Annotated in this window: 28 protein-coding genes; 11 read left to right on the forward strand and 17 right to left on the reverse strand. The window is 63.0% G+C overall.

The window, feature by feature from the left end; translation table 11 throughout:
• Positions 1 to 933, reverse strand: coding sequence for a VOC family protein (locus tag OOJ09_RS24455; protein WP_269907662.1), 933 nt, complete (start codon positions 931 to 933; stop codon positions 1 to 3).
• Between the two features lie 229 nt (positions 934 to 1162).
• Between OOJ09_RS24455 and OOJ09_RS24460 the strand changes: the two genes are divergently transcribed.
• On the forward strand, positions 1163 to 2737 hold the full coding sequence (locus OOJ09_RS24460; RefSeq protein WP_269907663.1) for an alkaline phosphatase family protein: 1575 nt from the start codon (positions 1163 to 1165) through the stop codon (positions 2735 to 2737).
• Between the two features lie 49 nt (positions 2738 to 2786).
• Here OOJ09_RS24460 and OOJ09_RS24465 read toward each other — a convergent pair whose 3' ends face one another.
• On the reverse strand, positions 2787 to 4091 hold the full coding sequence (locus OOJ09_RS24465) for a PRC-barrel domain-containing protein (RefSeq protein ID WP_269907664.1): 1305 nt from the start codon (positions 4089 to 4091) through the stop codon (positions 2787 to 2789).
• A 287-nt stretch (positions 4092 to 4378) separates the two neighbouring features.
• On the opposite strand from OOJ09_RS24465, the gene OOJ09_RS24470 reads away from it, so the two are divergent.
• Entirely contained in the window at positions 4379 to 5299 is a 921-nt protein-coding gene (locus OOJ09_RS24470; protein ID WP_269907665.1) for a diacylglycerol/lipid kinase family protein, read from the forward strand.
• 29 nt (positions 5300 to 5328) lie between these two features.
• Here OOJ09_RS24470 and OOJ09_RS24475 read toward each other — a convergent pair whose 3' ends face one another.
• Positions 5329 to 5502, reverse strand: coding sequence for a hypothetical protein (locus OOJ09_RS24475; protein WP_269907666.1), 174 nt, complete (start codon positions 5500 to 5502; stop codon positions 5329 to 5331).
• Between the two features lie 173 nt (positions 5503 to 5675).
• Between OOJ09_RS24475 and OOJ09_RS24480 the strand changes: the two genes are divergently transcribed.
• A complete protein-coding gene (locus OOJ09_RS24480; RefSeq protein WP_420107541.1) occupies positions 5676 to 7187 on the forward strand; it encodes a sensor histidine kinase in 1512 nt (503 codons plus the stop codon).
• A gap of 70 nt (positions 7188 to 7257) precedes the next feature.
• Here OOJ09_RS24480 and OOJ09_RS24485 read toward each other — a convergent pair whose 3' ends face one another.
• The 3 genes from OOJ09_RS24485 to OOJ09_RS24495 all read right to left on the reverse strand — a co-directional run bounded on the left by OOJ09_RS24485 (position 7258) and on the right by OOJ09_RS24495 (position 8952).
• Positions 7258 to 7716 carry a hypothetical protein gene (locus OOJ09_RS24485; protein ID WP_269907668.1) on the reverse strand — a complete coding sequence of 153 codons (459 nt, stop codon included), beginning with the start codon at positions 7714 to 7716 and terminating at the stop codon, positions 7258 to 7260.
• Positions 7717 to 7724: 8 nt separating this feature from the next.
• Complete coding sequence (locus OOJ09_RS24490; protein ID WP_269907669.1) at positions 7725 to 8051, reverse strand: DUF883 family protein; 327 nt, start codon at positions 8049 to 8051, stop codon at positions 7725 to 7727.
• A gap of 139 nt (positions 8052 to 8190) precedes the next feature.
• Entirely contained in the window at positions 8191 to 8952 is a 762-nt protein-coding gene (locus OOJ09_RS24495; protein ID WP_269907670.1) for a Crp/Fnr family transcriptional regulator, read from the reverse strand.
• Positions 8953 to 9111: 159 nt separating this feature from the next.
• Here OOJ09_RS24495 and OOJ09_RS24500 point away from each other — a divergent pair, with 159 nt between their 5' ends.
• Positions 9112 to 9492 carry a response regulator gene (locus tag OOJ09_RS24500; protein WP_269907671.1) on the forward strand — a complete coding sequence of 127 codons (381 nt, stop codon included), beginning with the start codon at positions 9112 to 9114 and terminating at the stop codon, positions 9490 to 9492.
• Positions 9493 to 9513: 21 nt separating this feature from the next.
• Here OOJ09_RS24500 and OOJ09_RS24505 read toward each other — a convergent pair whose 3' ends face one another.
• Together OOJ09_RS24505 and OOJ09_RS24510 are read right to left on the reverse strand one after the other, a co-directional pair.
• On the reverse strand, positions 9514 to 10065 hold the full coding sequence (locus OOJ09_RS24505) for a sigma-70 family RNA polymerase sigma factor (RefSeq protein ID WP_091578588.1): 552 nt from the start codon (positions 10063 to 10065) through the stop codon (positions 9514 to 9516).
• Positions 10066 to 10068: 3 nt separating this feature from the next.
• Positions 10069 to 10272 carry a NepR family anti-sigma factor gene (locus tag OOJ09_RS24510; RefSeq protein ID WP_091578589.1) on the reverse strand — a complete coding sequence of 68 codons (204 nt, stop codon included), beginning with the start codon at positions 10270 to 10272 and terminating at the stop codon, positions 10069 to 10071.
• Between the two features lie 226 nt (positions 10273 to 10498).
• Between OOJ09_RS24510 and OOJ09_RS24515 the strand changes: the two genes are divergently transcribed.
• From OOJ09_RS24515 to OOJ09_RS24540, 6 genes are all read left to right on the forward strand, one after another.
• A complete protein-coding gene (locus OOJ09_RS24515; RefSeq protein WP_269907672.1) occupies positions 10499 to 11293 on the forward strand; it encodes a response regulator in 795 nt (264 codons plus the stop codon).
• 233 nt (positions 11294 to 11526) lie between these two features.
• Positions 11527 to 11694 (forward strand): DUF1328 domain-containing protein, encoded by a 168-nt coding sequence (locus OOJ09_RS24520; RefSeq protein ID WP_269907673.1) that lies wholly within the window; start codon positions 11527 to 11529, stop codon positions 11692 to 11694.
• Positions 11695 to 11869: 175 nt separating this feature from the next.
• The gene (locus OOJ09_RS24525; RefSeq protein ID WP_269907674.1) at positions 11870 to 12901 is read left to right on the forward strand and encodes a sensor histidine kinase; all 1032 of its coding nucleotides are present in this window, start codon (positions 11870 to 11872) and stop codon (positions 12899 to 12901) included.
• A gap of 136 nt (positions 12902 to 13037) precedes the next feature.
• A complete protein-coding gene (locus OOJ09_RS24530) occupies positions 13038 to 13217 on the forward strand; it encodes a hypothetical protein (protein ID WP_269907675.1) in 180 nt (59 codons plus the stop codon).
• A 138-nt stretch (positions 13218 to 13355) separates the two neighbouring features.
• The gene (locus OOJ09_RS24535) at positions 13356 to 13682 is read left to right on the forward strand and encodes a hypothetical protein (RefSeq protein WP_269907676.1); all 327 of its coding nucleotides are present in this window, start codon (positions 13356 to 13358) and stop codon (positions 13680 to 13682) included.
• A gap of 83 nt (positions 13683 to 13765) precedes the next feature.
• The gene (locus tag OOJ09_RS24540) at positions 13766 to 14011 is read left to right on the forward strand and encodes a YMGG-like glycine zipper-containing protein (RefSeq protein WP_256752614.1); all 246 of its coding nucleotides are present in this window, start codon (positions 13766 to 13768) and stop codon (positions 14009 to 14011) included.
• A 98-nt stretch (positions 14012 to 14109) separates the two neighbouring features.
• On the opposite strand, the gene OOJ09_RS24545 is transcribed toward OOJ09_RS24540, so the two are convergent.
• The 4 genes from OOJ09_RS24545 to xylF all read right to left on the reverse strand — a co-directional run bounded on the left by OOJ09_RS24545 (position 14110) and on the right by xylF (position 19251).
• Complete coding sequence (locus OOJ09_RS24545) at positions 14110 to 15732, reverse strand: CHASE domain-containing protein (protein WP_269907677.1); 1623 nt, start codon at positions 15730 to 15732, stop codon at positions 14110 to 14112.
• A 168-nt stretch (positions 15733 to 15900) separates the two neighbouring features.
• Entirely contained in the window at positions 15901 to 16698 is a 798-nt protein-coding gene (locus tag OOJ09_RS24550) for an ATP-binding cassette domain-containing protein (protein ID WP_269907678.1), read from the reverse strand.
• A 15-nt stretch (positions 16699 to 16713) separates the two neighbouring features.
• The gene (locus OOJ09_RS24555; protein ID WP_269907679.1) at positions 16714 to 18066 is read right to left on the reverse strand and encodes a sugar ABC transporter permease; all 1353 of its coding nucleotides are present in this window, start codon (positions 18064 to 18066) and stop codon (positions 16714 to 16716) included.
• A 144-nt stretch (positions 18067 to 18210) separates the two neighbouring features.
• Positions 18211 to 19251, reverse strand: a complete 1041-nt coding sequence (gene xylF / locus OOJ09_RS24560; RefSeq protein WP_269907680.1) for a D-xylose ABC transporter substrate-binding protein — start codon at positions 19249 to 19251, stop codon at positions 18211 to 18213.
• 350 nt (positions 19252 to 19601) lie between these two features.
• On the opposite strand from xylF, the gene OOJ09_RS24565 reads away from it, so the two are divergent.
• Positions 19602 to 20849: an ROK family protein gene (locus tag OOJ09_RS24565; protein WP_269907681.1), complete on the forward strand. Its 1248-nt coding sequence runs from the start codon at positions 19602 to 19604 to the stop codon at positions 20847 to 20849.
• 16 nt (positions 20850 to 20865) lie between these two features.
• Here OOJ09_RS24565 and phoB read toward each other — a convergent pair whose 3' ends face one another.
• The 5 genes from phoB to pstC are packed head-to-tail and all read right to left on the reverse strand — an operon-like array spanning position 20866 to position 24950.
• On the reverse strand, positions 20866 to 21555 hold the full coding sequence (phoB, locus tag OOJ09_RS24570; protein ID WP_010911896.1) for a phosphate regulon transcriptional regulator PhoB: 690 nt from the start codon (positions 21553 to 21555) through the stop codon (positions 20866 to 20868).
• Between the two features lie 19 nt (positions 21556 to 21574).
• Entirely contained in the window at positions 21575 to 22282 is a 708-nt protein-coding gene (gene phoU, locus OOJ09_RS24575; RefSeq protein ID WP_269907682.1) for a phosphate signaling complex protein PhoU, read from the reverse strand.
• A gap of 23 nt (positions 22283 to 22305) precedes the next feature.
• A complete protein-coding gene (pstB, locus tag OOJ09_RS24580) occupies positions 22306 to 23109 on the reverse strand; it encodes a phosphate ABC transporter ATP-binding protein PstB (protein ID WP_269907683.1) in 804 nt (267 codons plus the stop codon).
• Complete coding sequence (gene pstA, locus OOJ09_RS24585; RefSeq protein ID WP_269907684.1) at positions 23106 to 23957, reverse strand: phosphate ABC transporter permease PstA; 852 nt, start codon at positions 23955 to 23957, stop codon at positions 23106 to 23108. The genes pstB and pstA overlap by 4 nt, the downstream gene beginning before the upstream one ends.
• A gap of 3 nt (positions 23958 to 23960) precedes the next feature.
• Positions 23961 to 24950 carry a phosphate ABC transporter permease subunit PstC gene (pstC, locus tag OOJ09_RS24590; RefSeq protein WP_269907685.1) on the reverse strand — a complete coding sequence of 330 codons (990 nt, stop codon included), beginning with the start codon at positions 24948 to 24950 and terminating at the stop codon, positions 23961 to 23963.
• Positions 24951 to 25011 lie beyond the last annotated feature (61 nt).

A 25011-nucleotide genomic window follows, 5' to 3' on the forward strand; every position in this document is an offset into this window, starting at 1 on the left:
TCAGCCTTCCAGCTTCTGCAGATGCTGTTCGAGGTAAGGCCGCAGATGCTGATGCTGTGTCGGCAGTTTCAGCGCCTCGCCGAGATGAGTGGTATCCTCATCGCGGTCGAAACCCGGCTCGTTGGTGGCGACCTCGAACAGCACGCCGCCCGGCGTGCGGAAATAGATCGCCCAGAAATAATCGCGATCGATCACCGGCGTCACCCCATAGCCGGTGTCAATCAACGCCTTGCGCACTTCGAGCTGCTTGGCGCGGTTCTCGACGGCGAAGGCGACATGGTGGACGGAGCCGGCGCCGAGATCGGCGAAGGCCGCGGTCGGCAGCGATTCGATGTCGACGACATCAGCGCCGTTGCCGTTCTTCACCGACAGCCGCCTGACATTGCCTGACTTGTCGACCTCCTCGTAGCCCATGAACTTCAGCAGCTCTTCCGTGGCGCCGCCGTCCTTCAGCCGGAGCGAAACGGAATGAAAGCCGCGGATCGCCTCGTCGGCGGGAATGCCGCCCTTTGTCCACGGCACCCTGGCATCGGCCTTGCCCTCGACCAGCGCGAAGCCATCGCCATCGGGACCGGCAAAGGCCAGACGCTTCTCGCCGAACGTCTCTCCGCGCGACAGGCCGGTGACGCCTTCATCGGCGAAACGCTTTTCCCAATAGGCGAGCGTGCCTTCGGGCACGGAGTAGACCGTGGTGCCGACTTCGCCGACGCCATGACGGCCCTTGCCGATGTTCGGAAACGGAAAATACGTCATCACAGAACCCGGCGTGCCGGCCTCGTCGCCATAGTAGAGGTGGTAGACGTCGGGCGCGTCGAAATTGACTGTCTTCTTGACCCGGCGCTGGCCGAGTTTTCTGGTGAAGAACTCGTTGTTCTGGCGCGCATCCCTGGCCATCGAGGTCACGTGATGCAGGCCCTTGATCTGGTCGAGCATTGTCTTGCTCCTTCCCTTGGTGCTTATGCGGCCCTCGCCGCTGTCCACGTCAATATGAGAACACGACAGCTTGCGGCAAAGGCGGCAAACACAGAATGGACTGTGCTTGGAAAGTGAACAGTAAACATGATTTTGTTCACCAATCGAATAACAGGTCCAGGCTTGCGCCGACGCCGGAATTCGGTTCCATGAGCGGCGTTCGACCATGCAAGGGATAAGGGTATCGCGAGTGACTGGAAAAGGCAGACGCCCGAATGTTCTCCTGATCACATGCGACCAATGGCGCGGCGATTGCCTGTCGGTTGCAGGCCATCCGGTTGTGAAGACGCCGAATGCCGACGCGCTGGCCGCGGAGGGTGTGCTGTTCAAGCGGCACTATGGTGGCGCGGCGCCCTGCTCGCCGGCCCGCGCCTGCCTCTACACCGGCCTCTACCAGATGAACAATCGCGTCTGCCGCAACGGCACGCCGCTCGATGCCCGCCACGGCAACATCGCGCTGCATGCCCGGAGCCTCGGCTATGATCCGACCCTGTTCGGCTACACCGATGTGTCGCTCGATCCGCGCCTGCTGGCGCCGGGCGACCCACGGCTGCAAAGCTATGAAGGCGTGCTGCCTGGATTCACGGTGCGCCAGTTGCTGCCCGAGCATCAGAAGCAGTGGCTGTCCTGGCTGAAGCAGCGGGGCATCGATGCCAGCGCCGGATCGCCCGACATCCATCGCCCTGTGGACGACGCCGGCAAGGCCGACGCCAGCGTCAGCAATGCACCGCCAGTCTACTCCAGGGACGAGACGCCGGCTGCCTTCCTGACCGGCGAATTCTCGCGCTGGCTCGGCGAGCAGGAGCGGGATGCGCCATGGTTCGCCCATCTTTCCTTCATCAGCCCGCACCCGCCCTTCATCGTGCCGGAGCCATACAACACCCTCTATGATCCAGCCGGCGGTCCCGCCTTCCGGCGTGCGGCAAGTTGGCAGGCAGAGGCGGAGAGCCATCCCTATCTCGCCTATGACCTCAGCCTGCAGAAGCGGACGAAATTCCGGCCTGGTGTCGCGGGCAAGGTGCACGATTGGAGCGACGACGACTTTCGCCGCATCCGCGCGATCTATTACGGCATGATCTCCGAAATGGACGCGCAGCTCGGCTGCATCTGGCAGGCGGTCAAGGCCGCAGGCGCGTGGGACGACACCATCATCGTGCTGACCTCCGACCATGCCGAGATGATGGGCGACCATTTCATGCTCGGCAAGGGCGGTTATTTCGACGGCAGCTACCACATTCCGCTGATCGTCCGCGACCCGCGCCAGGGCAATGCCGGCGGCGCCAGCATCGATCGCTTCACCGAAGCGGTGGATATAGTGCCGACATTGCTCGACCTGCTCGGCGAGGAACCCGCGCCGCACCTCGACGGACACTCGCTGAGGCCGTTCATCGATGGCGAGAAACCGGAAGGCTGGCGCGACGCCGCGCACTGGGAGTTCGATTTCCGCTCGGTCGCCGAAGGCGAGGCCGAGCGGCACTTCGGCATCGCATCGCGCCAGTGCAATCTCGCCGTCGTCCGCACCGAAAAGTTCAAGTATGTGCATTTCGGCGGCGGCCTTCCGCCGCTGCTGTTCGATCTGGAAAGAGACGCAGGTGAACTGAACAATCTCGCCGCCGACCCCGCGCATCTCGCCGTGCGGCTGGAATTTGCCGAGCGGCTGCTTGCCTGGCGGGCCGAACATCTCGACCAGTCGCTGGCGCTCGCCGAACTGACCGAACATGGGGTTGCCGGCTCTGTTGCCGGCCTGTCGCATCCCCTCATGTGAAAAAGCCCACGCCTTTGCCGGCGTGGGCTTTTTCATCGGCTGAAATCAGTTACCGCACGATCAAGCGCTGCTGGTCGCGCTGCTGCGCATAGCTGCCCTTGTCGTAGGCGGCCTGAGCCTCCAGTTGTTCCTTGGTGAAGGTCGTATAGAGGTACTTGTTGCCGTCCTTGTCGGTCATGAATTTGAGGTTATCGATGCCGACCGCGACCTCCTTCTCGCCGATACCGAGGAAGCCACCGACATCGACGATCACCGCATCGGTCTTCTTGTCGGGCGTCAGTACGACATCACCGATCTCGCCGACCTTGGCATCATTGGCGCCATAGACAGTCGTGCCCTTCAGGTCATCGCCGCGAATCTCACCAACAGGCATCTCGGTCAAGGTCGACTTGTCGATCGCCGCCGTCCGCGTCTGGTCGGGAGCCGAGGCATCAGGGGTCGCCGGAGCCTCAGCCGTCTTGTCGGCGGGTACAGCGGCCGGTGCGGTTGCTGCCGGCTCATTGGACGCCGTCGTTGTCGGCACCGGATCATAGGCCTTGCGGTTGAAGTCCGGCTGCGCCTGCAATTCTTCCTTGGTGGTCTGTGCCACCAGCCAACGGTCGCCTTTCTTCTCGGCCCATTGAGCTTTGCCAAAATCATAGGCGACGTTCTTGGCGCCGAGGCCAAGGAAGCCGCCGACCCCTATGACCAGCGATTGCGCCTTGCCTTCCTTCGTCAGCACGATGTCGTTGACGCTGCCGATATTCTGCGCGTCATCGCCTGCGCCGTTGTAGACGGTTTCGCCGATGATGTTGGTGGCCAGATTGCCATCCGCACGCTTCACGGGCTCGGCCGTGGCGGCATTCATGTCGACGGGCTTCTGTGCGGTGTCCGTTGTCGCTGGCGCCGCCGGAGCCGTTGCGTCGGTCGACGCCGCTGGCGCAGGCGCCGGGCCATATGGCTTGCTGTCGAATTCGGGCTGCGCCGTCAACTCATCCTTGGTCGTCTGGGCGACCAGCCAGCGGTCACCGTTCTTCTCGGCCCACTGCAACTTGTCATAGTCGAAAGCGACATTCTTCGCTCCCACACCCAGAAAGCCGCCGACGCCGATGACGACGGATTTCGCCATCCCATCCTTGTCGAAGACGACGTCGCTGACCTTGCCGATGTTCTCTGCGTCATCGCCGGTGCCGTTGTAGACGGACTCGCCGATGATGTTGGTGACGATGCTGCCTTCGGCGCGCGGTACTGGTGCGGCGGCCGGCTCCTGAACGGCAGGGGTCTGCGCGGGCGCCGGGGTTGTCGCACTCTGCGCATGGGCCCCGGTCGCGACCAGCGCTATGAGTGCTGTCGTGGCTAAGAGATTGCGGGTCATGATAGTCTCTCCTCGTGCGTGATTTCGTGCACGCCGCGCCCGGTTGAACTGTCGCTGGGGAGATCGGACGCGGCATCTTGTACGGGTTCACAACGTCGTGACCATGCTGTTGTTCCGACAAAAAACGCTGCCGGTTTCGTCACGGGAACGCGCGCCGGTTGCACGCCGGTCAAAATACACGCCGCCGAATTGCGCGTGCTCCTCGGAACTTTTCCTCCTTCGCCGCGTTTCAGCCCGCGGCTGGGCGTGTCCCGGCCCGAATTGGGCTGACAAAAGCGGAGTGGGGCATGAAATTTGCAGCGGTGCTGAACCGGGACGGCGGCACCTTGCGCACCACCGACCTTGCCGCTTTCTCCGACAGGATGCACCAGACCCTGGAGACGGCAGGCCACTCTCTCGCCATTGATATTGTTACCGGCGAGAACGTGGTCGAAGCGCTCGACAATGCTGCTTCGCGCCGCTCCGTCGATGTCGTGCTCGCCGGTGGCGGAGACGGAACCATTTCTGCGGCAGCCGCCCGGCTGATGGGCAAGAAGAAGGCGCTTGCCATATTGCCGGCCGGCACCATGAACCTGTTCGCGCGCGGCCTGGGCATTCCGCAATCCCTCGATGCCGCGCTGAAATCTTTTGCCGACGGCGAAATCATCGCGGTTGACATGGCCACGGCCAACGGCCAGCCCTTCGTCCACCAGTTCTCGATCGGCATGCATGCCAGGATGGTGCAACTGCGCCAGGGGATGGAATTCGGTTCGCGCCTGGGCAAGATCAGCGCTTCGGCCAAGGCAGCCTGGGCGACGATCAACAACCCGCCGGCGATGAACGTGACGCTCCGCATCGGCGAAGCCGAGATGACGGCCCGCATAACCGGCATCGGCGTCACCAACAATCTGTTCGGCGAAGGTCACTTGCCTTACGCCGACAACCCGGCGGGTGGCGTGCTTGGCATCTATGTCACGGTGGCGCGGCAGCGCGCCGAACTGGTCAAATTCCTGTTCAACGTGGCGCGCGGCAAATGGCGCGACAACGAGCATGTCGAAATCCATCAGGCTGACCGAACAGTCCTGAAGATCCATTCGGGCATCAGAAAATTCCGCGCCGTCATGGACGGTGAACTGGTCAGGCTGGACCGTGAGACGACGATCGAGATCCAGCCTAGCGCATTGAATGTCCTGGTGCCGGCCAGCATTGCCGAGGCAAAGGCTGCCTGATGCGATCCGAACCCATCGCAGCCGACACCCTAGTCGCTGGGAGCATTGCCCTGCTGGGTCGTGTCCTTCTTGATCAACTCGCCATAAATCTCGGCACCGCCCCACGCAACGAAGGCCAGCAGCAATGCTGCGATCAGGACGCGCAGGCCGTGTCGGCCCCAACCTCCCTGGCGGGCTTTGTCCTCAGGAATAATCTTGATCATGGTTGGCCCTCGGATCGTTTCGCGCCAGCCGGCGCGTCCGGCAAAACAGCATGGTCGGGTAACGGTTCCTCGCTACGATGGTTCCGGGCCGGCGCGGGGCTGGCGGCCGGCGAGGCTGCGGCGAAGACCCAGACGGGGCATTGGGGACTGGGGTGAATAGCAGGACGGAAACAGTGCCGGGTTTGCCGGACGAAATTGCGCGCGCGGTAAAGGACGAGGACCGGCTGGCCGTGTTGCACGGACTGCGGATGCTGGACACGGCGGCCGACCCGGATTTCGACCGCATAGGCAGCCTTGCCGCCGCGGTGATGCGGGCACCTATCGCCTTGGTCACGCTCGTCGACATCAAGCGGCAATGGTTCAAGTCCTGCATCGGCCTGGACGAGACTGAAACCGCGACCGACATCTCCTTCTGCGCCCATGCCATCGCCGCTGGCGACGAGCCGATGGTGGTGGCGGATGCAACGATCGATCCACGTTTCAAGGCCAACCCGCTGGTCACCGGCAAGCATCATGTCCGCTTCTACGCGGGCGCGCCGATGATCGTGGCTGGCGTCCGGATCGGCACGCTGTGCGTGCTCGACCGCAAGCCGCATGCCTTTCCATCCCGCGCGAAGTTGGACCAGTTGAAGGCGCTCGCCGGCCTCGCTGGCAGCCTGTTCACCTTGAAGGATGCGACCCGCAGCGGCGCCATCGCCGAGGCGGCGCTGGCGCGCGAGGAGAAACGGCGAGCCATCGCGCTCGATGCGGCGTCGCTGGCCAGCTGGGCATGGGACATCCGCGGCGACGTCATCGAATGTGACACCTTGCTGTCGGAGCTTTTCAACCTGCCGCGCTCGAACCGGCTGCGGGCGCGCGACATCCTCACCGCCATCGACCCCCGCGACGTCTACCAGACCGAAACCCGCTTTCGCGATGCCTTGACCGGCAGCGACGACTATTTCGGCGAATACCGGGTGAAGGGCTTTCATCCACCGCGGTGGCTCGCCACGCGCGGCCGTGTCATCGAGCGCGACGGCGACGGCAAACCGACGCTGATCTTCGGCGTCAACTATGACATCACCGAGCGCAGGCTTGGCGACGAGCGGCAACGGCTGCTGCTGCGTGAGCTCAACCACCGCGTCAAGAACACGCTGGCGACCGTCCAGGCGCTGGCGACGCAGACCGTGCGCCATGCCCGCCAACCGAGCGAATTCCTCGAGGCCTTCGGCGCCCGGCTTCAGGCCCTCGGCATCGCCCACAATCTCCTGTCCGACCGCGAGTGGCGCGGCATCGGCATCCGCGAACTGGTCCAGATCGAGGTGAAGCCTTTCGACACCGCCGAGCAGCCCCGCATGACGATCTCCGGCGCCGACCTGTTGCTATCGCCCGACCAGGCCGTCGGACTTGGCCTGATCCTGCATGAACTGGCCAGCAATGCGCTGCAATATGGCTCCCTGTCGGTGGCGTCCGGCAAGGTTGACCTGGACTGGAAGACGCAAGGCAGGAAGGGTGACAGGCGCCTTGTGCTGACGTGGCGCGAAAGCGGCGGCCCCGAGGTCGCCCCACCCGAGCGACACGGCTTCGGCTCGATCCTCATCCGCCGCAGCCTTGCCAAGGTCATCTCGAGCGAGGTGACGCACGAGTTCCGGCCGGAAGGCGTGTTTGCCGAAATATCCATGCCGTTGGAAGATCTGTCGAAATGACAGACCTTCATCCCGAAAAGTGGAAACCGGTTTTCGGAAGATATCGCGGCCAGCGAAAGACCTGACGGCTTTATCTCCGTTCGCCTTCATCCGGATCATCGGGTTTCACGTTTTCGCGGTAGATGGCGTAGGCCACGAGCGCCGCCGCCGGTCCCAGAATGAGGCCGAGACCGGCTTTTCCCTTGAGCAGCGTCGGCAGCACGGCGAGCGCGGCTGTGATGCCGATCATCTTCATGTCGGCGTTGCGTCGTCTCGCCTCGCGGCGGGCGCTGGCGCCAGACATCAACCGATGGATCAACAGGATCAGCCCGGCGATGACCAGAAAGCCGGCGCCGAAGCCAAGTGCTGCCGCCAGCGATCCGTAGCGGGCCGCCGCCCAGATATAGGCCGCGCCGACCAGAAAGCCGAGACCGCAGAGCGCCGCCAGCGTGGCCAGCACATAGATGACGGCCGCCGTGCGCGCGCGGCGCATGGCGGCTGCGGTTTCACCCGAGGCGAAACCCGAGATCAGGGATACCAGCAGTCCCATCGGCGGCACTAGCGACGCGCAAGAAGCGCGAAGAGGAAGCCGACGCCGGCGGCGATTGCCAGTGACGTTACCGGCTTTTCGCGCACGCTTGCCATCATCTGTGCCTCGATGTCCTTGGCGTTGCTGCGCAGGCTGTCAAAGGCGGCTTCGCCCTGGGCACGCAATTGCTCGACCCCTTCGGTGGCCGCGCGGCGGGCAGTGCCATAGCCGTGCTCGCTGGTCTTGGCCAACTGCTTGGTGAGCTTGTCGATATCGGCCTTCAACTGCCTGATATCGGCTTCGAGATCCGCACTCGCCCGGCCTTCGCCTGCGGTCTTCCCTGCGGTAGCTGCCATTGCTTAACTCCTTGTGATTGCTTGATTTCAAACGCACCGCACGTCTCAAGGTTCCGAGACCGGGACAAACTACCCGAAAACGCGGGCGCGCGCACCTGATGCGCTCGCCCCTTGGTAAATTGGCAAAAAAGGCGCTTCGTCAGATCAGCGGCCGGCGCGCCTCGCCCAGCCCATCCCAGCCGGCGAGCCTCTTGAGTCCCTCATTGTCGATGACCTCGCAACCGCCGTCACGCCAGACGACCAGCTTGCGATCCATCAGCTTGCGGATCGTCTTGTTGGTGTGGACCAGCGACAGGCCGAGCGTATCGGCAATGTGTTGCTGGGTGACGGGTAGCTGAATGGATTGCTTGCCGTTCAGTCCCACGACCTTGGCCCGGCTGCCTATGAAGGCGATGAGATAGGCGGCGCGCTCGATCGCGCTGCGGCGGCCGATGCTGAGCAGATTCTCGTCCAGCATTCGCTCTTCGCGCGATGCGATCCAGGTGATGTCGTAGGCCAGCCCGGGGTGATTGCGGTAGAGCTCGTGGAGATGCTCGCGTTCGAAAACGCAAAGCAGCATTGGCGACAGGGCTTCGACGGAATGCTGCATCTCGCCCATCACACTGCCTTGCAGGCCTATCAGATCGCCGGGCATGAGGTAGTTGAGGATCTGGCGGCGACCGTCCCGCAACAACTTGTAGCGGAACGCCCAGCCGGACAGCACGGTGTAGAGATGGGCGCTATGGCTGCCCTCCACCAGCACCGTGGCGCCCTTGTCGACGGAGAGTTCGCCCTTTTTGAATGTGCTGATGAAGGCCAGTTCCTGTTTTTCGAACTCGCGGAAAACCGGCAATGGCCGCAACGGGCAGTTCTCGCACGGATACTGGCGGCTGGAGACAGCGCGACCGTTCTGGCTCGACATTTCGACCCCTCTTCGAAAGCCCGCTCCTTGGAAGAGAGAAGGGCTGGATTTCAAACGCGTCGCAAGGATCGAGGTTCCGCTCTCGACAACATGTCTTTTTTAAATGACAGCTCGTCAAATAACGATCATGACTCCGTGTGTTTCAAGGAGTCCTTGCCTGTGCCCCTTTTGCTTGACGGACTGCGGATTCTGGTCCTGGAGGATGAGTTTCTCATTGCCATGGATGTCGAGCAGCTTTGCCGCGACCATGGCGCGGGCGAGGTGGTGATCGCCCGCGATCTGGCCGAGATCGATGACCGGCAAGTCGCCACGCAATTCGACGCGGCCATTGTCGACCTCATGCTGGGCGGCGCCTCGACACTCGATTTCGCCTCGAGCCTGCGCGCGGCGGGCGTCCCGTTCGTGTTTGCTTCGGGTTATTCGGATGCCGATGAAATCAAGGCATCCTTTCCGGGCATCAGGCTGGTCGGCAAACCCTATTCGGGTGAAGACCTCGTGCAAGCGGTCGCGACTGCCTGCGGGCTCGGTTCGGCTGATTGAAACCCGATCCCGCCTCCCGGGTCAGTGTGCCGGCGATCCCGTTACCTGGGCCGAAATCGCATCCGGACCATACTCGTCCTCCCCGGAGATCTTCAGGATCTCCTGCAATCGCGTGCGGGCCCGGCTGACACGGCTCTTGATCGTCCCGACCGCGCAACCGCAGATTTCGGCCGCCTCCTCGTAGGAGAAGCCCGACGCTCCGATGAGGATGATGGCTTCGCGCTGGTCCTCCGGCAATTGTTCGAGGGCGCCGCGAAAATCCTTCAGGTCGAGCTGACCGTGCTGGGCCGGATGAACGGCAAGCCTGGCCGTCATGATGCCGTCGCTGTCCTGCACCTCGCGTCCGCGCTTGCGCATTTGCGAATAGAATTCATTGCGCAGGATGGTGAAAAGCCATGCCTTGATATTGGTGCCGGGCTGGAAGCTCTCATGCTTGTCCCAGGCCTTGACCAGCGTTTCCTGGACCAGGTCGTCGGCCTTGTCGGCATTCTGCGCCAGCGAGACGGCAAAGGCGCGCAAGCTCGGGATTGCCCCAAGCAGATCGGTCTTGAAGCCCTGGGAGACCGCTGCCATGCCTCAGTCCTTCTTCTGTGCGGGTTCGGCCTGTTCCAGCTGGCTAAGCAACTGGGCGAAGCGATCCGGCACATCGTCGGAGACCAGCTCGTCGTAATATTGTTTGAGTTTACGTCCGATTTCGGAATTCGGCCCAAGCGGGTCACCGGAACCATCCCGGCGTCTACCCGCGACGCCAGCCAGAATATCTTTCGTCATATCCTTCATTTCGCCCTTGTATTCCCAGCACCCAAGCCGCTCACATAATCACTCAACAAAACGCCAGCGGCATCATCGTCTGGTCGCCCATCCCGAACTCAAAACGCCGTCCCGGCGCATTAGTTCCATGCAAGGCCGGAACTTTCTCGCGCAACCCGCGTTCTTTGATCGGGGCTTGCAATCAGCTTGACCTGCAATCTATGCAACCACGTCATTCTGAGGGAGACGTCTTACCATGAGCTTATCCGCCACCATCGCACCACACCTGCCGTTCCTGCGCCGCTTCTCGCGGGCTGTTTCCGGATCCCAGGAGAGTGGTGACGCGCTGGTCGCCGCGATGCTCGAAGCCATCATCGCCGATGTCGATATCTTTCCCGAGGCATCGAACGACCGCATCGCGCTATACAAGGTTTTTGCCAAGCTCTTCACATCGGTGGCCATCCGCGTTCCGCAGGAGCAGGCGCAATCGGCATGGGAACAGCGCGCCGCGGCCAATCTGAATGCGCTTGCGCCGCGTCCCCGCCAGGCCTTCCTGCTCGTTGCCGTCGAGGGTTTCACGGAGGACGAGGCAGCCGAGATCCTCGATGTCGGCGACCAGGAGTTTTCAGAGCTGCTTGCCCAGGCAAGCAACGAGATTTCCCGTCAGGTGGCAACCGACGTGCTGATCATCGAGGATGAACCGCTGATCGCCATGGACATAGAAGAGATGGTCGAGAGCCTCGGCCATCGCGTCGTCGGAACGGCGCGCACCCATTCCGAGGCGGTGACGATGTTCGGCAAGATGCGGCCGAAGATGGTGCTGGCCGACATCCAGCTCGCCGACGGCAGTTCGGGCATCGAGGCTGTGAACGAAATCCTGTCGTCGACATCGGTGCCGGTCATCTTCATCACCGCGTTTCCCGAACGTCTCTTGACCGGTGAACGCCCCGAACCGGCCTTTCTGGTCACTAAGCCGTTCAATCCCGATATGGTCAAGGCGCTGATCAGCCAGGCGCTTTTCTTCGATCGCCAGGCTAAAGCCGCCGCATAGCGCCCGCCGCATAGCGCAAGGGGCGTTGCCCGCGGCAACGCCCCCGTTTGCCGAACAACCCGTAGAGCGAACCACGCAAGCCGAGGCAAGCAACGGGCGGCGGCGTGGTCGTGCGACCCGCGCATGATCTTTATCTCGGCTCCACGGCCCGGCGGGGGTCGTCTTTTTCGGCAAATGGTGGAACAAACCGCTTCCACCCACGTTTTCATCGCACCATTCGAAGGAGATGGATCATGCTCTACTGGGCGCTCGTATTTCTCGTCGTGGCGATCATCGCCGGCGCGCTTGGTTTCGGCGGCATAGCCGGCACGTCGGCCGGCATAGCCCAGATACTGTTCTTCATCTTTCTGGCCTTCCTGGTCATCTCGCTTGTCGCCGGCCTGGTCAAACGGGCGTCGTAACGACCGAACACTGGAAGCCGCACCCCTCAAACGGTTTCCAGCCACCGCCGGGCGGTATCCTGCAAAGGACACCGTCCGGCGGACCGCTTTTTGCGGGCTGGCTGTCGAGAAACCTCTTTTGGGAACCCATTTGACCGTGAGCCGTTCAGCCTGAACTGGGTGGACAGGTTGACCGATGCATTCCAAGACCGGAGACATGAAAGACGACGCGCAGGGCAATGAAGTCATCGCCCTGCATCCCGCCGAGACTGGCATGCAGCTTGGCCGGGCTCTGCTCCACGCGTTGCACAATGCCGGCATTTCCGTTCTCTATCAGGATCGCGAGATGAAAACGGTATGGGCGCGCAACATGCGCGCACCCTGGGTTTCCGACACCACCGACGGCAGCGGCGTCCTGCCGGCGGCCCAGGCCGACCGCATCGGCGCGGCCAAGCGCGATGTCATCGCATCCGGCAACCCACAACGCCTCGAAATCAGCGTTCCCGCCGAAGACGGCTTTCGCTGGTTTCAGGTGTGGGTCGACGCCGACCATGGCGATGGCGGCTCGGTGCAAGGGGTCGTCACCACCATGGTCGAAACAACCGAGCAGAAGCGCCGTGAGCAGACCCTGACGACGCTGCTGCGCGAAGTCAGCCATCGTTCGAAGAACCTGTTGGCGATCATTCAGAGCATAGCCACCCAGACCGGGCGCTACTCCGATGGCATCACTGATTTCCTGACACGCTTTCGCGGCCGGCTGCAATCGCTGGCCTCGTCCCAGGATCTGGTAACCTCCTCCAACTGGCGAGGCGCGGCACTTCACGAACTGGTGTCGGGCCAGGTCGGCCGGAACGGAGTGGATCCGTCGCACGGCCTGCGCTTCCGCGGGGCAAATCCCTATCTCAATCCCAACGCCGCTCTCCATATCGGCCTTGCCATGCATGAGCTCGCCGTCAATTCGGTCAGTTATGGCGCCCTGTCGCGGGCAGACGGATTCGTCGAAGTGACGGCCGATCTGACGGCCGCGCCCGACGGCACCGCGCTGGCGTTGACATGGGCCGAAGCGATAGGAGCCAACGACACCGAGCGCAACCAGAAGCGCTTCGGCAGCGTCGCGCTCGAGCGTGTCGTGCCCGCGTCCCTGAACGGAACGGCGACCCTTGAGATAGCGCCCGGCCGCCTCGAATACCGCCTTGTCGTTCCACACGGCAATTTCGAGACGGAATGAGCGCCCGCGCCCGCCAGATCCTTAACCGGCTGTTCACCATGAAAGCGGATGCTGTTTTTCCCAGGGACCGCTGGAACCTGCAGCATCGCCGAACATTTCCGCGGCAGGACTTGCAGCACGGTGTGGGAGGAATGTCTTGACGGTTGCCGACATGAACAGACTGGAGCAGGCCGCTCGTGTATCGATGGGCGAGTTTCAGGACTCCGAGGCATCCGCGCCGCCGCTGGCTCCTGCTGCTCCCGTCTCGCTGCGACTTGTCGCCTTGGGTCTGGCCGCGGTGATCGTCGCGGTCGTCCTCCTCCCGCTGGCCTACTGAAGCCCGATCCGCCACCCTGTCGTGGCGCCGGCGCCCGGCGGCCCGGCGCGGCTCTTAATTCCTAATTCGCTGGACTGCCCGACAGTACAGGAACTTTGGCGACCATGGACCGTTACTATGGCGAGAGGACGTGTCGCCATGGAACACATCGCTGCATTGTTGCTGGTCATCGGTTGCTCGAACGCGATGGCCGACTGCCATGAATTGCCGGTGCCTGTAAGCGTTTTCGCAACAGCCGACCAATGCGTTGCCGAGCGGCCGTTCGCCATGGGCGACGTGCAAGGGCAGGCTGAGCACATCATTGCCAAATGCCTTGCCGTCGATCCGGCGCTGGAAGACGACTACGATCGGATCGTCTGGAACGTGCGTCCGGATGGCACGCTCGACGCTTCCCTGGCAATTTCCAACCTCGTGATGGCATCGAACGCAGCGCGCCCAGAAAAAGACTATCTTCACCAACAATAAATTCCAGCAGCAAAAGCCGATATTTCGTGCTAAATGGCGGCTGGCGCTTGCTAAAGTGAGGACACAAAGTGAGGAGTGACTCTATGCGGAAGATGATTATTGCCATGGTTGCGGTGGTTGCCGTCAGCGGCTGCACAAGCACCGAGCAGGATGTGGCTGGCGGCACCTTGATAGGCGCCGGTATCGGCGGCCTGGTCGGCGGCGGCAAGGGCGCGCTGATTGGTGCGGCTGTCGGTGCCGGGTCCGGCCTGCTGGTTCGCAGGCTGCAGAACGGCTATTGCCAGTATCGTGATCATCGCGGCCGGATCTACACGGCCCGCTGCAACTAGTTCAGCGATAATCGAAACGTCGACCCGGGGATCGGCCTTGCCATCTCCGGGTTTTGACGGCCGGACGCTATGGTCGTCGATGCCGGCTAACAGGTTTTTCAACTCGTTAGCGGAATTCTTATTTCCACGTTCAGTCCATTGGCTTGAAAATCGCGCTTGATCGTGCCGCGCAACTCACGCGTGACATTGAGGTCGATCAGCTTGGTGCCGAAGCCGGTATTGGCCGGCGCTTCGAGTTTCTTCTGCCCGGTTTCCCGCCAGTTGAGAACAAGTGTCCTCTCGCTTCCGCGCCCTTCGAGTGACCAGTCGACCTTGAGCGCCCCAACCGAATTGCCGGCTTCGCCATATTTCAGCGCATTCGTCGCAAGTTCGTGGAACGTGAGGCCGAGCGCCTGCGTCGTGGTTTCGTCGAGCAGCACCTCCGGCCCCGACAGCATCCCTTCGGGCAGCTCCTTGCCGAACACCTGACCAAGTTCGATGCGCAGGAGATCGCCGAGATCGGCCTTCTGCCAGCGCGAGCGCGTCAGCATGTCCTGGGACGCCGCCATCGCCTGCAGCCTGGCCGAGAAGGATGATGAGAACTCGTTGACGTCGGTGGCCCGCGAGGCCGTCTGGCGCGCGATCGCCAGCACCCGAGTGATCGAATTCTTGATGCGATGCTTCATCTCCTGCAGCATCAGGTCTTTTTCGATCAGGCTCTTTTCGGTCGTTTCGTGCAGGCGCGAGGCCGCCTCATAGGCCCGCTCCTGATAGCGCGCCACAAGCGCGATGGCGCTCGCCAGCAGCAGGCCGAACAGTCCCAGCATCACCGGAATGGCACGCGACGACGGCTGCGAGAAGGCGCTTGTCGGCCGGAACAGGACGGTCCACGGCCGTCCGGCCACCATGATCTTGCGGGTGACCAGAAGCCTGTCGCCGAAGGATGAAGCCGGCGGCGTCTCCGAACGGAACAAGAGATTATCGCCATCCGCCGCACCGTCATAGATTTCGGTATTGACCGGCAGCAGCGGCGAGCGGCTGAGCGCGATCTGGAACAGGTCCCGAGCCCGAAACGCCGCATAGAGAAAGCCGGCCGTGGAGGATCTCGACGCATTGATGACATCGGGTGCGGTTTCGACATTGAGCCGCACGAAGACGAGAAAGCCGGTGAAGGTCTGCGCGGCGCCCGTGCCCTGGCCCAGTTGCACCAGCCCGCTCGCGTGCTGCTGATCATCGGACATTGCCTTTTCGATCGCTTCGCGCCGCACCGGTTCGGTGAACATGTCGTAGCCGATACTGGTCTGGTTGGACGGATCCAGCGGCTCGAAAAGCACGATGGGCGCGCGCCAGGGCTGTGTCGTGTCCGGATAGACCGGATGGCTGCCGCCATGGTCGTGCAGGATGTCGCGTTCGATCGCCGCCTCGTCGCCCGCCTTGGCCAGTCTGAGAAAGCCGATGCCACGCAAACCGGCGAAATTGTTGTCGACATCCAGCGCGTTGAAGAATGCCTTGAACTCGTTCTGCGAGATGTCGCCATTGCGGGCGTCGAACAGGGCCTGCGTCGACCGCAGCAGCGACAGGTGCAGGTCGATGCGGCTCTCAATCCGGTTGAGTGCGTCGTCGGCCGCCGCTTCGAACTTGATGCGGGCGGCCTCCTGCGTCGCGAAATAGGCAAACCCCGCCATCGTCATGCTGATCAGCGCAACGGTGATGAACGCGACGATTGGGAAAAGCTTCTTCAACGGATGACGCGGTCCCTGAGCAATATCGGACCTTTATGGGCAAGTCGCCGTGCCAACACAATGGCAAGGCCAAGCCATCCTGACGGCTGGCACATCAGGTGAGTGGCAACCAGCTCAAACCGGGACAGAGCCCATCCCGATTCTATCGGGACGGAACCGGCTCCAGCTCTAGGCGGCGATCTTCAAGGCGCCCGGTCCGGGAATGGCGCCGGGAGGGCATTTGCCCAGAATGATCATGCCAAGTACCTCGTCCTGGGTCACGTCGGTGGTGCGGGCGGTGCCGACAACCTGGCCGTTCTTCATGACACAGACCCGGTCGGCAAGGTCGAACACATCGTGGATGTCGTGACTGATCAGGAAGATGCCGATGCCGTCGGACTTGAGCTGCTTGACCAGTTCGCCGACCTGGGCGGTTTCCTGCGGACCAAGTGCCGCCGTCGGCTCATCCATGATCAGGATGCGCGCATTGAACAGGATCGCGCGCGCGATCGCCACCGACTGCCGCTGTCCGCCCGACAGCTTGATGACCGGCTCCTTGAAGCGCTGGAAGCGGGGATTGAGCCGGCCCATCACCTTGCGCGCCTCGGCTTCCATGGCAACGTCGTCGAGCGTGCCCCAGGCGGTCATCAGCTCGCGGCCAAGGAACAGATTGGCGGCGGCGTCGACATTGTCGGCCAGCGCCAGCGTCTGGTAGATCGTCTCGATGCCGTATCTCTTGGCGTCGCGCGGGTTGGAGATCGATGCCTCCTCGCCGTTGACGAAGATATGCCCTGAGTCGCGCTTGTAGGCGCCGGACAGGATCTTGATCAATGTCGACTTGCCGGCGCCGTTGTGGCCGAGCAACGCCACGACCTCGCCGGGGAAAAGATCGATCGAGGCGTCGTCGACGGCGCGAATGCCACCAAAGGCGATCGAGATGTTGCGCATATCGATCAGCGGCGCACCGGTGGGAGCGGTCTTGTCCATGGTCGCTTCTCCTCCCTAGACGCGTTTGCGATAGACGGTGTCGAGCCAGACGGCGATGACCAGCACGGCGCCGACGACGATGCTCTGCAACGGCGAGTCGACGCCAAGCAACACCATGCCGGACTGCAGCGACTGCATCAGCAGCGCGCCGAGCATGGCGCCGATGATCGTTCCCGAACCGCCGGCAAGCGACGTGCCGCCGATGACGGCGGCGGCGATGACCAGCAGTTCGTCGAGCGTGCCGAGCACGTTGGTCGATGAATTCTGTCGCGCCGAGGAGATCGCCGCGGCAACCGTCGCCAGCACCCCCATGATCATGAACACCTTCATGGTGATCCAGCGCGTGTTGATGCCGGCGAGGTTGGCGGCCTCCGGATTGCCGCCGATGGCAAAGACATAGCGGCCGAAACGGGTGCGGTTGGTGATGAAGGTCATGATCAGGCCGACGGCGATCGCCATCAGCACCGGTATGGCGATGCCATGGGCGATGAACAGGCCGCCTTCGGGAACGGTGATGTTGTTGGCGGCCGCGTATCTGTTCACGATGCCGATCGGCCAGGGATAGGAATTTGCGAGCCACACGGCGCCCATGATGACGGCGCAGGTGACCACGCCAAGCAGTGTTTCGGCCCAGATCGGACGCAGCGGAAAACGAAACCGCTTGCGCTGCACTCGCCCGTTGAACAGCGCAAACACCACGGCAAGGCACGCGACGATACCGACGACCCAGCTCCAGGTCGCGCCGATCGATCCCGCCGGACCGCCGCCCATCAGCTGGAAGGTGGCGTCAAGCGGCGCCACCGTCTGGCCGCTGGTGACCCACCAGGCGGCACCGCGCCAGACCAGCAGGCCGCCCAGCGTGACGATGAAGGCCGGCACTTCGAGATAGGCGATTATGAAGCCCTGGAAGGCCCCGATCAGCAGGCCGAGCGCCAGGCCGATGACCAGCGCCAGGACCCATATCCAGGGATTGCCGAGTTCGAGCCCGACAAACCGCACTAGGAAATGCACCTGCGCAAAGCCCATCACCATGCCGATCAGACCCTCCGCGGAGCCGACCGACAGGTCGATGTTGCGCATGACGATGACCAGCACCATGCCGCAGGCCATGATGGCGACCGCCGATGTCTGCACCGACAGGTTCCACAGATTGCGCGGCGTGAGAAAGGTACGGCTGTCGAAATCGAGCGGATTGACGCCGAGGCGCAGACTGGAAATGACATGCAGCCCGGTCCAGATCAGCAGCAGGGCGCCGATCATGCCGAGCATGCGGGTGTCGATCTCGGTTGCCTTGAGGAACCGGGCGACCACGCCGAGCTCCGACGCACGCGCGATGTCGGCCTGCGGGTTGGACGTCGTGTCGGTCATGATTTCCTCCCACCGGCTGGCCGTCTGACGCGGATGCCGTGACCAGCCTAGAAGCTATCCGCACGATGCGGAAACACAAATCTTTTTGAGAAAACGCCGCGGCTTTGGGCCGCGGCGTTGATATCGAGCAGGAACTGGCCCGGCTTAGTTGCAGGCAGCGACGGTGCCGGCAGCAACGCCCGCGCAGACCTCATCCTTCTTGATCCAGCCGGCGTCGATGACGACGTTGAGATTGTCCTTGGTGATGGCAACCGGGGTCAGGAACAGCGACTTGACGGTGTTGCCGCCCGGCGTCGTGAAATCCTTCACACCGGCGATGTCGGTCATCTTCTTGCCGTCGGCCAGTTGCGATGCGATCTCGGCGGCATTCTTGCCGAGCTCGCGCGCGTCCTTCCAGACCGACACGGTCTGGGTGCCGAGCGCGATGCGGTTCAGCGCGGCATGGTCGCCATCCTGGCCTGACACCGGCACGGTGCCGGCCAGACCCTGCGCCGTCAGCGCCGCGACGACGCCGCCGGCGGTGCCGTCATTGGCCGCGACCACGGCATCGACCTTGTTGTCGTTGGCGGTGAGGAACTGTTCCATGTTCTTCTGGGCGTTGGCGGGCAGCCAGCCGTCCGTATAAGCCTCGCCGACATTCTTGATCTTGCCGCTGTCTATGGCTTCCTTGAGCACTTCCATCGAGCCCGAGAACAGGAAGTCGGCGTTCGGATCGGCACCGGAGCCCTTGATGAAGACATAGTTGCCTTCCGGCTTGACCTTGAACACTTCGCGGGCCTGCATGCGGCCAACTTCCTTGTTGTCGAAGGTCAGGTAGAAGACATCCTTGTTCTCGATCAGACGGTCATAGCCGACGACCGGAATGCCTTCGTCCAGTGCCTTCTGCACCGCCGGGCCGATGGCCGAGGCATCCTGCGCCAGGATGATCAGCGAGTTGGCGCCCTGCGAGATCAGGCTCTCGACATCGGTAAGCTGCTTGCCGGGATTGGACTGCGCGTCGGCGGAGATGTACTTGTCGCCGGCGGCCGCGATCGCCGCCTTCATGGCGGCCTCGTCCGTCTTCCAGCGCTCTTCCTGGAAGTTGGACCACGAAACGCCGATGACCTTGTCCTTCGCCTGCGCGACCGACGCGAGCGTCAGCGACATGGCGACACCCGCCAGGATGGCGGCTGTGAATCTCTTCATGTTATCCTCCCTGCGCCGCGTATGGCGCGACCAAACTGACCCGAAGGCCGGCACACAAGGCTCTTTTTTTCGAGCCTCGAAAAAACACTGATCCAACACCGGAACGCTGTCAACATCGATTCTGATGGATTTTGATGTCTCTCTGAATTTTTTTCGAGCCCCGGAATAAATAATGACAGGATAATTCGCTTCTGCCAGTATTTGGCAGGCGCGTGTCGCCCAAAGGTGGGCAGCGGTTTCGGGACAACGACACGCGGAAATGACGGCCCGGGGCGCGACGCGCTTCAGGCTTCGCCGACGGCCTTCGGAGGGCACGAAAGGCTGCGGCGACCGGGAGGATGTGAGAAAGCATGTCGGTCGGAATCCGCCACGACGATTTGCGCCGGCGCAACCGGGCAATGGTGATTGCCGCCGTGCGCCGGGCCGGACAGCCGTCGCGCACCGAGATCGCCGCGACCACGGGCCTCAGCCACTCGACCATATCGGCGATTTCCTCCGACCTGATCGGCGAAGGCATCCTGGCCGAAAGCAAGCCGAGCGAGGCCGGTTCGCTGAAACGCGGCCGGCCACAGGTCGGCCTCAGCCTCAATCCGGAAGCCGCGGCGGTGATGACCGTGGTGCTGTCGCTGAACTTCCTGTCCGTCGCCGTCATCGACTATGCCGGCCAGGTGATATCAGAGGAACAGCGCCGGCTGGACACGCTGACGATGTCGCGCGACGCGCTGATCGGTGAATGCGTCGCCATCGTGCGTCGCCGTCTCGAAGACCCCGATCTCGATGTTCGCAGCGTCGCCCGCATTGCGCTGGCGATCCAGGGCATTACCGACACCCGTGCTCGCGCCATGCTGTGGTCGCCGATCACGCCGCACACCGACATCGCCTTCGCCGACATCCTCGAGGACGAGTTCGGCATCCCCGCCACCATGGAGAACGACTGCAACATGATGGCGGTGGCGTTGCGCTGGCGCGATCCGCAGCGCTACCGTGACGACTTCATCGCCATCCTGCTCTCGCACGGCATCGGCATGGGCCTGGTGCTGAAGGGTCAGCTGTTCACCGGCACCCATTCCTCGGGCGGCGAGTTCGGTCACATGATCCACCAGCCGAGGGGCGCGCTCTGCCGCTGTGGGCGACGCGGCTGCGTCGAGGCCTATGCCGGCAACTACGCCATCTGGCGCAACGCAAGGCAGCTTGGCGAGGACACCAAGCCGGTTGCCGATGTCAGCGACGCGGACATGCGCGCGCTGGCAGCCGCGGCCCGCGACAGCGACGGGCCCGAGCGTGAAGCCTATCGCAAGGCCGGCGAGGCACTGGGTTACGGGCTCGGCAGCCTGTTCGCTCTGATCGATCCCGCGCCCGTCGCCATGGTCGGCGTCAGCGCCGCCGCGTTCGATCTGATCGAGCCGGCATTGCGTGAGGCCATCGCCCAGACCGCTGGCGGCCAGCATTCGGAGTCGATTTCCTTCGACACCGAGCCGAACGAACTGCCGCTGATCCGCGAAGGCTGCGCCATGCGCGCGCTGACCTTCGTCGACCAGGAGATTTTCGCGCCGGGCGCGCAGGCGAAATCCGGCCTCGTCCGCAAGAACGTGGCATGAGTCCAACCAGGGGAGTTCAGTCTTCCCTGATCGCGTATCCCGCCCCACGGATCGTGCGGATGACGTCGGGCATGCGGCCGTTGTTGACCGCCTTGCGCAACCGGCCGACATGCACGTCCACCGTGCGCTCGTCGATATAGATCGTCTCGCCCCAGACATTGTCGAGCAGCTGGCTGCGCGAGAAGACGCGGCCAGGATGGCGCATCATGAATTCGAGCAGGCGGAATTCGGTCGGTCCGAGCCGGATCTCGCTTTTCTTGCGATAGACCCGGTGCGACTCACGATCGAGCACGATATCGCCGACCTTGAGCACGCTGGACAGCACTTCCGGTTTGGCGCGGCGCAGCAGCGCCTTGACCCTGGCCATGAACTCCGGTGTCGAGAACGGCTTGACCAGATAATCGTCGGCGCCTGTGGAAAGGCCGCGCACGCGGTCGCTCTCCTCGCCACGCGCGGTCAGCATGATGATCGGCAGCCGCTCGGTCTCGGGGCGCATTCTCAGCCGGCGGCAGAGTTCGATTCCTGAGACCGCCGGCACCATCCAGTCCAGCACCAGAAGGTCGGGGACGTTCTCTTGCAGCCGGATCTCAGCCTCGTCGCCGCGCGTCACCACCTCGACCTGGTAACCCTCGGACTCCAGATTGTAGCGGAGCAGCACACCCAGCGGCTCCTCATCCTCCACCACCATGATGCGTGGCGCGATCATCAGCTGCTCACCCCTGTCGTCATGCCGCCGGCGCGGACATTGCCGTCTCGTCCTGCTTCGGGCGATTGGCGGGCAGCTGTGTGCCGGTCAAGACATAATACGCATTTTCGGCGATGTTGGTCACGTGATCGCCGATGCGTTCGAGGTTCTTGGCGCAGAACAACAGATGCGTGCACGCGGTGATGTTGCGCGGATCCTCCATCATGTAGGTGAGGAGTTCGCGGAACACGGACGTGTACTTGACGTCGATGCGTTCGTCGTCGTTCCTGAGCTTGGCCAGCGCCGCCGCGTCGGCGGCGGCGTATTCCTCGATCACGCCCTGCACCTGGATCAGCACCAGCTGCGCCATCGCATCGATCGAGTGCGAAAGGTCGCGAGGCGTGACGCTGAGGCCAACGGTGCCGACGCGCTTGGCGATGTTCTTGGCAAGATCGCCGATGCGTTCGAGGTCGCCGGCCATGCGGATCGAACCGACGACATGGCGCAGATCGTCGGCCATCGGTTGCCGCTTGGCGATCAGTGTGATGGCGCGGTCGTCGAGTTCGCGCTGGCGCGCGTCCATGATGGCGTCGTCGGAAACGACGCGTTGGGCGAGCGCTTGGTCGGAATTCAGCAGCGCCTTGGTCGCACCGCCGACCATCGAGCCGGCGAGGTCGCCCATGTCGCCGATCAGCTTGCTGATCTGTCCGAGATCCTCGTCGAAAGAAGCGACTGTATGTTCGCCCATGATTAGTCCTCGTGTGTCTGAGCTCAGCCGAAGCGGCCAGTGATGTAATCCTGCGTGCGCTTCTCGCGGGGCGACGTGAAGATCTTCTCGGTGCGGTCGAACTCGACCAGCTCGCCCAGGTACATGAAGGCGGTCTGCTTCGACACGCGCGCCGCCTGCTGCATGTTGTGGGTGACGATGACGATCGTGTAGTCGGCCTGCAACTCGTCGATCAGCTCCTCGATCTTGGCCGTCGACAGCGGATCGAGCGCCGATGCCGGCTCGTCGAGCAGGATGACTTCCGGCTTCACCGCCACGGTGCGGGCGATGCAGAGCCGTTGCTGCTGGCCGCCCGACAGGCTGAGGCCGCTGGCGTTGAGCTTGTCCTTGACCTCGGTCCACAGCGCGGCGCGCTTCAGCGCCTGCTCGACACGACCGTCCATCTCGGACTTGCTGAGCTTCTCATAGAGCCTGACGCCGAAAGCGATGTTTTCATAGATCGACATCGGAAATGGCGTCGGTTTCTGGAACACCATGCCGATCTTGGTCCGCAGCAGGTTGAGATCCTGCGAGCGGTCGAGAACGTTGTGGCCGTCGAGCAGCACCTGGCCCTCGGCGGTCTGCTTGGGATAGAGCTCGTAGATGCGGTTGAAGACGCGCAGCAGCGTCGACTTTCCGCAGCCCGATGGTCCGATGAAGGCGGTGACGCTGCGCTCCGGCAACGACAGCGTGATGTCCTTCAGCGCCTTGCTCTGGCCGTAGTAGAAATTGAGGTTCTTGACCTCGATCTTGGCCTTGACGGCTGCCTCGGCGGCGATCGTCATGTCTGGAGACAACATCTGGCTCATTTGTCCTCTCTGCGTCCGGTCAGGCTGCGCGCGACGATGCTGAGCGCGAGAACCGTCAATGTGATTATGAGTGCGCCGGTCCAGGCCAGTTGCTGCCATTCCTCGTAAGGGCTGAGAGCGAACTGGAAGATGGTCACCGGCAGGCTGGCCATCGGCGCGTTGAGATTGCTCGACCAGAACTGGTTGTTGAGCGCCGTGAAGAGCAGGGGTGCCGTCTCGCCCGAAATGCGGGCGATCGCCAGCAATATGCCGGTGACGATACCGGAAAGGGCGGCGCGGTAAGCCACCGACTTGATCACCACCCAGCGTGGCGCGCCGATCGCGGTGCCGGCCTCACGCAAGGCGTTCGGCACCAGGTTGAGCATGTCCTCGGTGGTGCGCACGACGACCGGGATGACCAGGATGGCGAGCGCGAACGCGCCGGCAATCGCCGAGAAATGCCCCATCGGCCTCACGAGCAGCTCGTAGACGAAAAGGCCCACGATGATCGACGGCGCCGAGAGCAGGATGTCGTTGATGAAACGCACCACCGTGGTGAGCTTCGAAAAGCGCCCGTATTCGGCCATGTAGGTGCCGGCGAGCACACCGATGGGTGTGCCGACGGCAATTGCAATGATCGTCATTGCAATGCTGCCGGCGATGGCGTTGAGCAGGCCGCCGGCCTCGCCGGGCGGCGGCGTCATCTCGGTGAACACCGAAAGAGAGAGGCCCGCGACGCCCTTGTAAACCAGGGCGCCGAGGATCAGCGCCAACCATGCAAGGCCAATTCCCGCCGCGACGACGCACAATGTCATCATCACGGAATTCCTGGTCTTGCGGCGACCATGCAGCGACAAGGATGTCGACATCGTTCAGGCTCCCGTACGAGCGTCGATCCGCATCAGCATATAGCGGGCGGCGGCAAGGATGAGGAAGGTGATGACGAACAGGATCAGGCCAAGCGCCACCAGCGAAGACGTATAGAGATCGCCATCGGCCTCGGTGAATTCATTGGCGATGGTCGCCGAGATCGTCGTGCCGGGAGCAAACAGCGAGGCGCTGATGCGGTGGGCATTGCCGATGACGAAGGTCACCGCCATGGTTTCACCAAGCGCGCGGCCAAGGCCGAGCATGACGCCGCCCATGATGCCGACACGGGTATAGGGAATGACCACGCGACGGGTCACCTCCCAGGTCGTGCAACCGATGCCATAGGCCGATTCCTTCAGCACCGCCGGCACCGTGTCGAACACGTCCTTGGTGATCGAGGTGATGAACGGCAGAACCATGATGGCAAGGATCAACGCCGAAGTCAGCAGGCCGATACCGTAGGGCGGACCGGCGAACAGGCTGGAGAGCCCGGGCACGTCATGGAAAAGATTGATGAAGAAGGGCTGCACCGTCGTCTGCAGGAATGGCGCGAACACGAACAGGCCCCAGATGCCGTAGATGATCGAGGGGATGCCCGCGAGCAGTTCGACGGCGATGCCGATGGGGCGCCTGAGCGGGCGCGGGCAGAGTTCGGTAAGGAAGATAGCGATGCCGATACCGATGGGAACAGCGATCAAGATGGCGACGGCGGCGGTGACGATGGTTCCATAGATCGGAGCCAGCGCCCCGAAATTCTCGGTGACCGGATTCCAGGACTCGGTCGTCAGGAAGGATAGACCGAAGGTCGACAACGCCTGCCATGAGCCGGCAAACAACGAAATAGCGACGCCGCCAAGAATGAGCAGGACGAGGATGGCGGAAAGGCGCGTGGCCGCCAGGAAGATCGTATCGGTGAGAGCGAAGCGCCGCACCGTCGCTTCCCTGGCCCGCATTGTGGCCGCCGATGGCATGGCTTCGGAAACGACAGTCATCTGGCCCTCGCGTTTCAAAAGAGAATAGGGAGGGCGCCGGAGGCGCCCTCCTCATTCAGGA

The sequence above is a fragment of the Mesorhizobium qingshengii genome, assembly GCF_027563465.1.
GTDB classification, from domain to species: Bacteria; Pseudomonadota; Alphaproteobacteria; order Rhizobiales; family Rhizobiaceae; genus Mesorhizobium; species Mesorhizobium qingshengii_A.